This is a genomic window from Acinetobacter sp. GRABPA_MV_2 (assembly GCF_056725885.1).
The window spans coordinates 1-12747 of sequence record NZ_JBWZNA010000034.1; the positions used below are offsets into that span (position 1 = coordinate 1).

The 12747-nt window shown below is 37.5% G+C and carries 13 protein-coding genes and 4 pseudogenes; 9 read left to right on the forward strand and 8 right to left on the reverse strand.

Going from position 1 to position 12747, the window contains the following annotated elements:
* Positions 1 to 153: 153 nt before the first annotated feature.
* Positions 154 to 1092 (reverse strand): replication initiation protein RepM, encoded by a 939-nt coding sequence (gene repM, locus ACXM0J_RS18230; RefSeq protein ID WP_002046604.1) that lies wholly within the window; start codon positions 1090 to 1092, stop codon positions 154 to 156.
* 402 nt (positions 1093 to 1494) lie between these two features.
* Here repM and ACXM0J_RS18235 point away from each other — a divergent pair, with 402 nt between their 5' ends.
* The 4 genes from ACXM0J_RS18235 (at position 1495) to ACXM0J_RS18250 (ending at position 4531) form a co-directional block, all read left to right on the forward strand.
* Positions 1495 to 2133, forward strand: coding sequence for an AAA family ATPase (locus tag ACXM0J_RS18235; RefSeq protein WP_000585007.1), 639 nt, complete (start codon positions 1495 to 1497; stop codon positions 2131 to 2133).
* A 2-nt stretch (positions 2134 to 2135) separates the two neighbouring features.
* Complete coding sequence (locus ACXM0J_RS18240; protein ID WP_000908082.1) at positions 2136 to 2423, forward strand: hypothetical protein; 288 nt, start codon at positions 2136 to 2138, stop codon at positions 2421 to 2423.
* Positions 2424 to 2966: 543 nt separating this feature from the next.
* Complete coding sequence (locus tag ACXM0J_RS18245; RefSeq protein WP_001067790.1) at positions 2967 to 3671, forward strand: IS6-like element IS1008 family transposase; 705 nt, start codon at positions 2967 to 2969, stop codon at positions 3669 to 3671.
* Between the two features lie 158 nt (positions 3672 to 3829).
* Entirely contained in the window at positions 3830 to 4531 is a 702-nt protein-coding gene (locus ACXM0J_RS18250) for a VIT1/CCC1 transporter family protein (RefSeq protein WP_004761016.1), read from the forward strand.
* A 154-nt stretch (positions 4532 to 4685) separates the two neighbouring features.
* On the opposite strand, the gene ACXM0J_RS18255 is transcribed toward ACXM0J_RS18250, so the two are convergent.
* Together ACXM0J_RS18255 and ACXM0J_RS18260 are read right to left on the reverse strand one after the other, a co-directional pair.
* Positions 4686 to 5198, reverse strand: coding sequence for a cytochrome b (locus ACXM0J_RS18255; protein ID WP_004761014.1), 513 nt, complete (start codon positions 5196 to 5198; stop codon positions 4686 to 4688).
* Positions 5199 to 5265: 67 nt separating this feature from the next.
* Positions 5266 to 6177 (reverse strand): annotated as a pseudogene (locus ACXM0J_RS18260) (IS3 family transposase); the annotation flags it as partial.
* Between the two features lie 4 nt (positions 6178 to 6181).
* Here ACXM0J_RS18260 and ACXM0J_RS18265 point away from each other — a divergent pair.
* The 4 genes and pseudogenes from ACXM0J_RS18265 to ACXM0J_RS18280 form a co-directional block, all read left to right on the forward strand.
* Positions 6182 to 6415: pseudogene (locus ACXM0J_RS18265) on the forward strand (YqhA family protein); the annotation flags it as partial.
* A gap of 179 nt (positions 6416 to 6594) precedes the next feature.
* On the forward strand, positions 6595 to 7299 hold the full coding sequence (locus ACXM0J_RS18270) for an IS6-like element IS1006 family transposase (RefSeq protein ID WP_001067784.1): 705 nt from the start codon (positions 6595 to 6597) through the stop codon (positions 7297 to 7299).
* A gap of 254 nt (positions 7300 to 7553) precedes the next feature.
* Positions 7554 to 7712 (forward strand): annotated as a pseudogene (locus ACXM0J_RS18275) (IS5/IS1182 family transposase); the annotation flags it as partial.
* Positions 7697 to 7909: pseudogene (locus tag ACXM0J_RS18280) on the forward strand (hypothetical protein); the annotation flags it as partial. The pseudogenes ACXM0J_RS18275 and ACXM0J_RS18280, both read left to right, overlap by 16 nt.
* A 123-nt stretch (positions 7910 to 8032) precedes the next feature.
* Here ACXM0J_RS18280 and ACXM0J_RS18285 read toward each other — a convergent pair.
* From ACXM0J_RS18285 to ACXM0J_RS18295, 3 genes are read right to left on the reverse strand one after another with little or no spacing between them, the layout of a single operon-like run.
* On the reverse strand, positions 8033 to 8539 hold the full coding sequence (locus tag ACXM0J_RS18285) for a S16 family serine protease (protein WP_009386988.1): 507 nt from the start codon (positions 8537 to 8539) through the stop codon (positions 8033 to 8035).
* Positions 8518 to 9030 carry a BrxA family protein gene (locus ACXM0J_RS18290; protein ID WP_009387007.1) on the reverse strand — a complete coding sequence of 171 codons (513 nt, stop codon included), beginning with the start codon at positions 9028 to 9030 and terminating at the stop codon, positions 8518 to 8520. Before ACXM0J_RS18290 ends, ACXM0J_RS18285 begins: the two co-directional genes overlap by 22 nt.
* Positions 9031 to 9040: 10 nt before the next feature.
* A complete protein-coding gene (locus ACXM0J_RS18295) occupies positions 9041 to 9907 on the reverse strand; it encodes a BrxR family helix-turn-helix transcriptional regulator (protein ID WP_031956490.1) in 867 nt (288 codons plus the stop codon).
* Positions 9908 to 10115: 208 nt separating this feature from the next.
* Between ACXM0J_RS18295 and ACXM0J_RS18300 the strand changes: the two genes are divergently transcribed.
* Entirely contained in the window at positions 10116 to 10445 is a 330-nt protein-coding gene (locus ACXM0J_RS18300; RefSeq protein WP_000506885.1) for a DUF4236 domain-containing protein, read from the forward strand.
* Positions 10446 to 10716: 271 nt separating this feature from the next.
* Here the strand turns inward: ACXM0J_RS18300 and ACXM0J_RS18305 are convergent, their stop codons facing one another.
* Positions 10717 to 11949 (reverse strand): ATP-binding protein, encoded by a 1233-nt coding sequence (locus ACXM0J_RS18305; protein ID WP_009513514.1) that lies wholly within the window; start codon positions 11947 to 11949, stop codon positions 10717 to 10719.
* 552 nt (positions 11950 to 12501) lie between these two features.
* Positions 12502 to 12747, reverse strand: a 246-nt coding sequence (locus ACXM0J_RS18310) for an HNH endonuclease signature motif containing protein (protein WP_140964888.1), incomplete at its 5' end; no start/stop codon positions are given.

Consider the following 12747-nt stretch of genomic DNA (forward strand, 5'->3'; position numbering starts at 1 on the left):
ATAAATTATAAAGGCAGGATAGGTGGTTACTTAACCAGCATAAGTTATGTAACTTATGCTAATTCATATTAAAATCACATGAAAGCAATCTTAATTAAAAACTTAGTATGAAAGGGCGTGGTCTTTTGTTTAAAGTGACAATTAACTAAAGGGTTACTTCTTGTATTTAGGAGCATAACCAACTTCTAACAAATAAGAAAAATACTTTCTAACATTATCGCTATCAAGAAGATCACTTGATATCCTTTCCTGAAAGTCTTCTAGAGTCTCTCCACGATGTGCGAAATCATTACCAAATTTTGGATAGTTAGTAATATCACATAGCTTTTTAGCAAAGAATATACATTGCTTAGCTGTCAATTTATAAGTTGGCTCTAAAGGAGCACTTGTACTCGTTTTATTTTGTTCTTTTTCTTCAAACATGAAATGTAATTCTGAAATATTTCTTCCCTCCTTTTTTTGTATATAAGAAACAGTAATATCCGTAAATTTGTTAATTTGATTTAAAGCTACGGTAAGAACCCTTTTTTTAAAGTCTCCCATCTTTTTATATTCATCTTCTATCAATCCGAGTTTTGATCTAAGCTCATCTATAGAAATATATAACTTACCAGTTGATCTCCAACGTATGAGTAACTCATACAGGCGAATAGCATAAATGCTTGTAAGTGGTGAGATTTGTTTAAGTTCATATCTTGTGAACTTTTCTTCAAGTTTTACAAATAAGGGGATAATATCTGGTGCAAAAATTAGTTGGACGCATCCCTCTTCCTTAACATAACCAACTTTTGAAACCCACCTACTTTTGTATATTCCTATTTTTCCAGTTATAGGATCTACTGCTTTATAATTCAAATGCCGTTCAAAAAGATTATCACATGCAGATTGTAACGCTTCATAAGATGCTTGACGTCCTAAATTAAACTGTTTCATGTATTCAGAAGCATGAATCGTAAGTATAGTATCAGAAGTAAGTTCTTTCTCAATTTCTCGAGCAGCAATGATCGCAATTAATATTAGCCTTTGCTCAGATAGATTTAGTGAATACGATGCTTCAACCAAATTATTATCTTTATATACTATGTTACTCATAGGGAGATATATTAAGGAAAATGTTATAAATAGATATATTGACAATACTACTTAACGTCCACAAATGAAAGTATTTTTAATAAAAGAATTTGTCAACTTATGCACAGAATTTGTCAACTTAGAAACAGGAAAAAGTCAACTTATTGGTAGGAATATGTCAACTCAGAAACAGGAAAAAGTCAACTTATTGGTAGGAATTTGTCAACATATACTTCCTGTATCCCTTTGCTAGTCAAGCTTTGAGCAGAGATATAAATAATAAATTTAAATAAATATATATAAATTCAAAAAGACCATTCTTTTGTGGATAACTTTTTTTTAATTTTTTTTTCATGATAGTTGATTACTTCATAAATCACCGTTAAATTATACACAAACAAACTTACGTAACTTACATAAATTATGATTATCTTAGTTGGTGGTGAAAAAGGCGGTGCTGGTAAAAGCTGTTTAGCTCAAAATCTTGCAGTTTACTTACAACAAAGTCAAAGAGACGTCCTCTTATTAGATGCTGACCCTCAAGGAACAACAACAGATTGGGTCAAAGAAAGAGATGAAAACGATGAATTAAATAATATTCCATCAGTACAAGCATCAGGGAATATACGTTCAGTTTTAAAAGATTTAGATAAAAGATACCAAGATATTATCATTGATGCAGGTGGACAGGATTCTGAAGCATTACGTTCAGCAATGACTATAGCTACACATATGTTATTGCCGTTTAGACCCAAACGAAGAGATCTAAAAACTTTAGATCATATGGAACAAGTTTTAAAATTAGCAAAGACAGTAAATCCAAATCTGAAAGCTAGAGCAATTATTACTCAGTGTCCAACTCTTCCTTCTCAAGTTCAAAGAATTTTAGATGCAAAAGAGGCATGCAAATCATTTGGTATTGATGCATTGAATTCAATCACAACAAATCGAAATGTTTATGATGATGCAGATGAAAATGGGCTTTCGGTTTTTGAAGTAAATAGTGATCCTAAAGCGAAAGCTGAAATTGAAAGTATTGCAAGAGAGTTTTTAGGAGTATAACTATGGCTGGTTTAACTGGGCTAAACAAAAAACCTGAACCTACTGAACAAGATAAAATGTTAGATGCATTTATATCTGGTGCAGAAAAGAGGGTAAAGGCTTTAGAATCAAGTGAAAAAAAATTTATTCGTTACACTTTTTCTCTCAATGAAGATATTAGTAAACTAATTGATGAGCTGGTTGTAAAAGGGCAAAATGCAAGAATAAATCGTTCAAGTATTGTTCGAGCAGCTATAGAAAATTTATCGACATATAGTGCAGATGAATTAAAAGAAATATTAAATAAATAAATAAATTAAAAATATCCCACTTTTTTAAGGGGGATATTTTTTATCCAAGTTAAATTTACTGTAAGTCCCCGGTGAACCCTATAGATATTTTTAAATTCAGCTCAGGCTCTAGCAGTGTGGTGGTAATTTATCTATTTGAGTTATTTTATATGAAGGCGTCCTTTTCTGCACAGACACGGATCTAGGCTATTCAGCTTGGCTGACTGAATTGATGTCATGATGTTTGATGCACATTGTCAAATTCTTTATCAAGCGAAACTCTGAATCAATGCTTGTAATTGTTTCACTATGATGAGTTTGAGTCCAGTGAAATGTTGCTTGTTTCAACCGTAGAGCTTTGAATACCCAGTCCATCATGTATCAACACTTTCATACAATGACCACGCTTATTCCAAAACAAGATAACCTCAATGTTGCGATTTGACATGGTCAAAGGCTTTTAGGACATGAGAAAGAGCAGTATAAGTAACTGCTCGCATAGGCACTGTTGCAAATAGGCTGACATGATAAGCTAAATATCTTATTTATTTCGAGATACAGCAGATGAATCCCTTCCATGGTCGGCACTTTCAAGGTGAAATCATTCTTTGGGCTGTTCGTTGGTATTGTAAATATGGCATCAGCTATCGTGAACTTCAAGAAATGCTCGCTGAACGAGGTGTGAATGTTGACCACACCACAATTTATCGTTGGGTTCAGCGTTATGCTCCAGAAATGGAAAAACGCTTACGCTGGTATTGGCGTAATCCTACAGATTTACATTCATGGCATATGGATGAGACTTATATCAAAGTGAAGGGGCGATGGACTTACCTGTATCGTGCAGTTGATCAACGGGGTCATACGATTGACTTTTACCTTTCCGCTAGACGGAACAGTAAATCAGCCTATTGTTTTTTAGGAAAGATCTTCAATACGGTGAAAAAATGGCAAATTCCACGGGTCATCAATACAGATAAAGCAGCGACCTATGGCCATGCTTTATCACGGTTAAAGCGAGAAGGAAAATGTCCAGTAGATATTGAGCACAGGCAGATTAAGTATAAAAATAATGTCATTGAATGTGATCATGGTAAGTTAAAGCGGATCATCAGGGCCACATTAGGATTCAAATCTATGAAGACGGCTTATGCCACAATTAAAGGTATTGAAGTCATGCGTGCACTACGTAAAGGACAAGCATCGTCATTTTATTATGGTCAGCCTCAAGGTGAAGTGTGTCTAATCAACAGGGTTTTCGGTCTCTAAGCACTTTTAAAAAGGAACTTCATCGACTCAAATCTCTATTTGCAACAGTGCCAAATTTTTTTGCCTTTTAATCACGGTTTTTGAAATTAGCCAATAATAATCTCTACAGATGAAATAAATTTATTATAATCATCCTGATAACAAAAAGGATATACCTTGTGCGCCATTCTTATCATATTGAAAAACATTACATCGAACGTGCGGGATGGTTGCGTGCAGCTGTGCTGGGGGCAAATGACGGGATTATTTCAGTCACAAGTCTCGTGGTGGGAATCGCAGCCAGTGGAGCATCTACCCATACTGTACTGGTGACCTGTATCGCCGGATTAATATCTGGAGCTGCATCGATGGCTGCAGGTGAATACATCTCCGTTAAATCGCAACAAGACATTGAAAAGAATGATCTGCAGATGGAAGAACGTGAACTGCAACGCCATCCTGAACATGAATTAAATGAGCTAAAAAATATTTACATACAGCGTGGATTACAACCCGCTTTAGCGCAAGAAGTCGCGCAACAACTGACTGCACACAATGCTTTAGATGCACATGCGCGTGATGAAATTGGTATTTCAGATCATACTTCTGCCCAGCCGTTTCGTGCTGCCTTCTCTTCAGCCATTGCATTTACTGTAGGCTCATTATTTCCTTTAATTTCAATTATGCTTCTGCCTGAGCGATACTTAGAGAAAGGCGTCATGCTGATTGGGGTATTAAGTCTCGGAATTATGGGTGCCTTGGCCAGTTATGCGGGCGGCGCCAGTATTTGGAGAGGTTCGATTCGGGTAATGATTTGGGGTATTATTGCCATGTTATTCAGTGCTTGGATTGGATCATTATTTAATGTTGCGGTGGCATAAGATCCTTTTTTGTATAATCCAAATATTCCCACTCCATGAGGAGTATAGATAATAAGTCTATAGAAATACCTGACCTATCTGACATGCTTTATATCAATAAAGCATGTTGTTCTAGGTGAACAATATGCCTATTTTCTATAGTTATAGATCTAAATCATTTCATTTTTTTAAAAAGCATACTTTTTAATACATTATCTTTGAAAATAAAATGGTGGATTAATGCAGCACAAGCATGTAAACCTACGACTGTAATAAAGAAGTTACCTAAAAATTGATGCATCTGACCAATATATTTAACCTCTCTAACACTGCTCAAAAGTGGCAAATTTAAAGAGAATACTTGGAAGTTATCAGTGAAACTCGATAATGCAAGCCAGCCCGCTATTGGAACGACACATAAACTTACGTAAAGCGTAAATCTGACAATTTTAAATAATTTTATTTGATACGGATTAATGATCTCATTTTGAGGAATACTTCTTTTATAGAGAAAAACAACACTCAACCGCACGAAAAATAGAATAAATATTGAAATTCCACCTATAACATGAATCTGGCCCTGCAAACCTGTTCTTGTTGGATCTCCACTCGTCAAATATACAATTACAACTAAAACAAAGGTAATCCAGTGCATTATTATCATAGGTTTAGGATAATTATTGTTCATATTTTTTTCCTGAATTTTAAATATTGATGTGTGTTGATAAAAACGGAGGCTTTCGCTTGGGAGGATTCTAGACAGCCAACCTGTAAAAGTCCTCTGCCATTTGATTTGGTGTCTTAAAATCCAATCCTTTTTGGATTCTTTGCTGATTATAAAATAGCTCTATGTATTTTGTAATATCTGCTTTCGCTTTTTCCCTCGTTTCATAAGTACGATGGTGTATAAGTTCATTCTTTAATATGCCCCAGAAGCTTTCAATTGGTGCATTATCAAAGCAGTCTCCACGCTTACTCATTGAACCTTGAAAATCATATTTTTCAATCATATTTCGATATACATGACTGCAATATTGACTGCCTCTGTCTGAGTGAACAATTAAGCCTTGTGGCGGTTTTTGATTCCGAATAGCCATTTTAAGAGCATCACAGACCAACTGTGCTGTCATACGTTCATTTAGACTATAGCCAACAACCTGCTTTGTATAAAGATCCTTTGAAGCAGCCAGATATAGCCATCCTTCGTTTGTCCAAATGTAGGTAATGTCACTTACCCACGCGTGGTTTGGAGTGCTCACGTTAAATTTTTGCTCTAATAAGTTTTTGTAGACGGGACGGTTGTGATCACTGTTTGTTGTTCTTTTAAAGCGCTTATGGCGCTTGCAAAAGAGTTTATTGACCTTCTTTATTGTACGTACTGCATATTGGCTAATTTGAACACCTTGAGCGTGTAAATGCTTACTCAGGCGAATATAGCCATAGCTTTCATTGGTCTCCTGATGTGCTATTTTCACCATGATAGTCTGCTGATTTCTTCGAATTTGTTTTTGGCTTAAGCCACTTTTCAACCACTCATAAAATCTTGATACTGAAACTTTTAACAGCTTCGCCATCATGGTGATTGGGTATGTATCTTTATACTGTTTCATGCAGGCGTACCTCACTGACTTTCTTTGGCAAAGTACGCTACTGCTTTTTTTAAGAATTCTCTTTGACAATAGTTCTTTTCTTAAGACACTATCAATTAATAAGTTTCATGATCTAAAAGTTATTATATTACATGTATCTATTATAGTTATAGTCATCTTGTTTTTAGAAGATATTGTTGTTTTTGGTGGAACTTTAGCCAACTTATATGCTGGTATTTCTTCTAGCCTAGTCATATTAGCAATAATTTTTACTTGTAAGCTATTAGATAATGATCATCACAAAGACGATGAATAACTTAAATCGCAAGGACTCATTTATAATTACTCTTTTATTTGAGCATTTAATTGAAGTTAAGATTAGAGGGCACTGTTGCAAATAGAGATTTGAGTCGATGATGTTCCCTTTAAAAAGGGCACTGTTGCAAATAACCACGAATGGTAAGCTGAAGACTGTTTTAGCTAAAGGTGCAGCATATGAATCCTTTCCATGGTCGGCATTTTCAGGGCGAAATCATTCTTTGGGCTGTGCGCTGGTATTGTAAATATGGCATTAGCTATCGTGAACTGCAGGAAATGCTGGCCGAACGGGGTGTGAATGTTGATCACACGACTATTTACCGTTGGGTTCAACGTTATGCTCCTGAAATAGAAAAACGTTTACGCTGGTATTGGCGTAATCCTACAGATCTGAGCTCGTGGCATATTGATGAAACCTATGTAAAAGTGAATGGACGATGGTCTTATCTGTATCGTGCAGTCGATCAACGTGGCGATACCATTGATTTTTATCTTTCTTCTAGACGTAATACCAAATCAGCATATTGTTTTCTTGGAAAAATTTTAAATAATGTGAAGAAGTGGCAAATTCCACAAGTGATCAACACGGATAAAGCACCCACATATGGACGTGCTTTATCACGGTTAAAACGGGAAGGTAAATGTCCACCAGACCTTGAGCACAGGCAGATTAAGTATAAAAATAACGTGATTGAATGTGATCATGGCAAGCTAAAGCGGATCATCAGGGCCACATTAGGATTCAAATCTATGAAGACGGCTTATGCCACAATTAAAGGTATTGAAGTCATGCGTGCACTACGTAAAGGACAAGCATCGTCATTTTATTATGGTCAGCCTCAGGGTGAAGTGTGTCTAATCAACAGGGTTTTCGGTCTCTAAGTACTTTTTAAAGGGAACATCATCGACTCAAATCTCTATTTGCAACAGTGCCACTTCACAGTAGGTCTTGAATACAACTTCTAAGTTCGACATTGAAATACAAGCTGAATTTTAGCCAATTTCACTAGAACTGACTTGAAAAATAATGAGATAAAACCTAGCCTGAGTATATTCGGTTGGGTTTTTCTTATGTGTATTTTTTAGCGAATTGCAAAGAAATTAAATTGGTCAGATCATCGTTATCTTATTGTTATCATATGGACTGGTATTTATATAAAATCAGGCATTTAGTTGAAAATATGTTTTGTAGATTAAAACAATTTAGAGGGATAGCTACTCGATATGACAAGCTCAAAAGAAATTATCAAAGTGCTGTTGCCTTAGCCTGTATATTTTTATGGCTACCTTTATAGGTTTAATTATGAACAGTAAATGTCAACAGACCCTAATTGAATCTGAAAAAGATTATCCTTCTACTTGGGCAGCAATCACAGCTATTGATCCTAAAATCGGTTGTACTCCTGAAACATTGCGTGTTTGGTATCAAAAATATTTAGATCAACAAAATCCTGTCAAAATACAACAGATATCTGATCAAGAAAAAATGAAGGGTAATCCCCCCTAAAATACTAGCTCTTTAAAAGAGGCAGTATTATGCTTTTACAACATGGTGTTTAACTTGAGAAACTGAATTTAAAACAATCTACTGTAACTCTTCCAGACAGATATGAAATTAATCCACCCCTAGCCCCTTAAACACAGCATCTACCGGATCTGCATAAAAGCTGGTCTGGAACTTGGTAAACAGTTCCACAGGAATCGTTGGGATATCTGCCGCACTACTCATTGGCAAAGCAACCTTCTTGGCACCCGCATCAAAAGCAACTTGCAGACATTCGGCAATACTTTCCACCGGTGTCACTGAACCACCCAAGCTCATATCACCCAGTACCACCATCTGACTTTGAACCGATCGTCCTAAGAGGCCAGAAGCGAAAGCCACTAAACTTGGCAGAGCAAGATGGCTGAGCGGGCCGGTATTCTGTAATTCCACCACATGTAAATGGAAATCATGTTCCAGCACCTTACTCCCCCCCGAGATCCGGGATGCATTGGCCTTGAAGTAATCAAAAGCAATCTTGACCTGCTCTTTGGCACTACTTGAATTCCATAAGCCAGATGTCGCCAATTTTCCTGAACCTTTAGTGACTTGAAGTTCTAAGCGGTATAAGCCTGGCATGCCCTTATTACTGAGGCCAATGGTATACAGGAAGCCTGGTTTAGCAGGACCTTCGGGAATAAGTCCACCTCCACCCTGCTCTTTGACTGAGACAAAATGTTCTTCTCCAGAAAATCTGACCAGATATAACTGTCCAGGTATTGAGCCTGAGAGATATAGGCCTCTCTCATCACCGTTTCCATAAACTCAATCAGTAAAAGGTTCCGTTCTAAAGCCCCACAAAAAGCCACCTGGGTCGCCAGCTCATCATCGCCATCACGCAAAGCTTTCCAGAAATCAGGTTCTAAACGCTCCAGGCGCTTGCGAATAGCGGTGGCATTGCGTTGCGCCGAAGCCGCAGTTCTTTTTTGCAGAATATTGTCAATCTGAATGGCCTGATGCCATTGTTCTGGAGTCGCTTCTCGTAATAACAGATCCGCGATCAGCCGGCTTTCACGCACCATCAGGGAGCCACCAATCAGGTCACTGTCATAATGAAATTGTTCTAACATGGCCAATCTCCTATGAGGCCTGATCAAACAGGTAAGACGACAGCTTTTCGATATCTGAGCGTTGTAGTACCAAGGGATATTTCAAGGCATCATCCGCCTCAGCCAGCGTGATCGCGGCCTGATAGCGCTGCAAGGTATAGTGAGCCAGGGCTTTTTTCACCGGAATCTGTAATCTGCCATCAGGCATGCCGAAGTCTTTTTCGACCAGCGCTTTTTGAGCTTCATTCAATTTTGGATTCGGGATCAGCGTCAGTACAATTTCTTCATGCCATTGCTGATCCTGAGCAGGGTCTACTGACTCAATCGCCACCACAACAGGTGTGCGATCAATTCTGGAGAGTAAAAAGTCCTTAAACTGCTTGCTCTGATGGCAATAGGCACGGACATGCCAGCGAAAACCGGTATACACCAGGGTATGTGGGGAAATCATGCGTTCATGCCACTGCGGATTCTGCATGGAGGCATAAATAATTTTGAGACAGCTTTGTGTTCGACAGGCACGCAACACTTCCCTGATGACTTCAGGACGCACACTGCGATCAGGTAATTGAACTGCTGCAAGATTCGGTTCTGGCATCGCAATCAGGGCATGCGATTCACTGACCAAGCCCGAGAGCATATTGAGATATTCATTGATATGCGCTGTAGTCAGTACAGGCTGGAAGCTGGCTTTAGGCACATAACCCTTGACTGAGGGATCATGAATCAAGGCATCGGGGTTATACAGCGTATTATAGCGCTTGATATCCGCAGAAGCCTGTTGTCGACTCAGTCCAAACCAGCTCATCAAACGATTGGTAACCAAACGACCTTCCCAATATGCAAGGAGCTCGATCGCCCGCATCCTAAGAAGCACCTCATGCTTATCTGTCGTCATATACCAATCAGTCAATAAATAGCAGTTTTAAGATTACCCTACAGCAAATATACAGTAAAGATTTTTGACGGTATTTAAAGGTAGTATTGCAATCATCAGATAAAAAATATACTAGTATCCTGATGATAGCCGTCAAAGTACGATCTCTAGCAGATCATGGATCCTGGTATAGCGCGTGAATTGAGCTAAGTTTTAGAATGAGAGCAATATGGGTTTTAGATTTCGTAAAAGTATTAAATTATTCCCGGGTTTTAAAATTAATCTGACCCATAAAGGCATCAGCAGTGCCAGCATTGGCAAACCTGGTGCTTCTCTAAATATTGGGAAAAAAGGTACGCGAACCAGTGTCGGCATTCCAGGTACGGGACTATCTTACTCTAAACACCAACCTTACTCTAAAAAGACCCGTGTTCCACAACCGACATCGCTAGAACACACGGAATATAATCCTCAGAATTTAGAACAACCGAAGACAAAGATCTGGCCTTGGATTATTTTTGGAATATTGTGTTTTATGGTGGGTGCCGTCATTTTTTAGCAAGAACCGCATTGTATTTTAATCAAAAAAAATGCCCAGATGGATGAATGGGCAAACTAAGGAATTAATATCCTTCAGAAACTCCAGCGCAATTCTCGCTACTTTCAGTAAGCGACTCTGGCTCAATCATGAGGGTCTGACTCAATCGAATCGAGGTAAATCGATCCATCACAATTGGAGCAGAAATTATGCTTGAATACATTCTTGGATGATGCTGAAAAGTCTTTGAGTTTTAATCAATAAATAAGAGTATTCATGTCTACCCTCAACTTTACTTATTTTCAGATAGCAACCAATCGAGAGCACTCATTTTTACAATACCATTATAATTTGCTTCAGCCCCTATCGTGTCTAAGGTAAGTAAATATTTGGGATACGAATCAGAAATTTTCTGTAATGGACGTAACTCTCGGCTGAGTGTCTCCTCATTGAGCGTTTCTAATGCCACCTGATAATAAGTTAAATTCTGTAAAGTATCGACAGCAACAAAATCAATTTCATATTCATCAACCCGCCCTACATAGACCGTATAACCTCGTCTGACAAGCTCAAGATAAATCACATTTTCTAAGATATGACCTTGATCAGCATTAGCATCAGGCAACATAATCCGGCGCAATCCGACATCAACTAAATAGTATTTTTCAGAGGATTGTAATAACTCACGCCCGCGTACTTTAAATTGTGCGGCACTATAAAATAACAAACTGTCCTGTAAGCCCTGAATATAGCGTTTTACTGTTTCAAATGAGATTTTAACCCCGCTTGAAACAAAGGTATTTTTAATTTTATTGATGGAAATGGGTGAGCCTGTCACGCTTGCCAAATATCTTGCGACACGCTCGAGAGAGTTAATATCAGCAGTATTCAAACGAGGAATAACATCTTTAAACATTACACTGGCATAGACCGCTTGCAAGTAATCATAGGTTTCCTGCTGACTAGTCATGGCAAGCGTATAGGGGAAACTACTGTGCGTGTACATGGCATACAAATCACGATTGGATAATTGTTGGATGATCGGATTATTTTCAATATGCCACTGTTTAAACTCTTGGAATGACAAGGGTAAAACATGTTGCTCGATATAGCGTCCTGTGAGTAACGTCGCAAGTTCTCCACTTAGAAAGAATGCATTTGAACCTGTAATATATAAATCGATATAATCCCGAACATATAAAGAGTCGACTACTTTCTCAAAATTTGTAACATGTTGTATTTCATCTAAAAAAACATAGTTTTTTTTACTTTTATCAACTTTGGACAATACATAATCATGTAGTTTACGGTAATCGGTGAGTTCTTCAAATTCCATAAATTCGAAGTTGATGGCAATGATGTTTTCGGCTTGTACACCCTGTGCTTTTAGGTCTTGTTGAAACATCGCCAATAAGGTGGATTTTCCAGAGCGACGCACACCTGAAAGTACTTTAATGACATCACGGTCTTGCCATGTATTCAGAAATTTTAAGTAGCCATCACGTCGAATATTAGCGCTTCTCATTATTTACACTTAGAATCTAAAGTTTTAATAAATTCTATCAAATTTTAGAATGTATATGTAAATATATTTAGTTTTAAGAAAAGTTTAAAGGTTAAGTGAAACATTCAAAGCTACTGTAGAAGCATGTAAACATGCAGATCTGATCAAAATCCAAATTCTGTCTTTTTGATTATTTTCCATGTCATGTTATTTCATTGATGCTACGAGTTAACTGCTATATAAATTAAGTGAAAAGTAAATGGAACTAAGATGTTAACTAGAGTGGAACTCATTTTTGTTGTGCTGATGGTCTCAGCCTTAATCCTAATTGCTTATGAAATGCTAAAAGGTTTATTTTAGAGCATCTATACAATTTTTGATCAAAAAAAAAGCCCACAGAGGGAATCTATGGGCGAAACTAAGGACCTTGACGGTCATTCAGAAACTACAGCTAGTTTCTGGTTGTGATTCTGGACTGAATTAAAAATAACCACATTGGCTGAATGTATCAAAAGTTAAATCATGTGATTAATCATTGATACATCTGCAAAAATGAGCTCATCGCTCTGTTGATTAATACAGTAATTCACCAAACAAATCCGCTCTAATCTCTTCCAGACTCAGATCTGATTTCATTCTATTACAGATGGGATGAACCAGCAGACCATTCTCTAGAACACCTTGCCCACCTACGGCTTTGGCAATCCGATGATCCGATTCAGTAGAATCAAGATAGATCAATCCATCACAAATGAGGCAAAAGTTATGATTACCCACCAGAAAATTGTGCTTAAGCAGACTCTTGGTTAATGCCGAAAA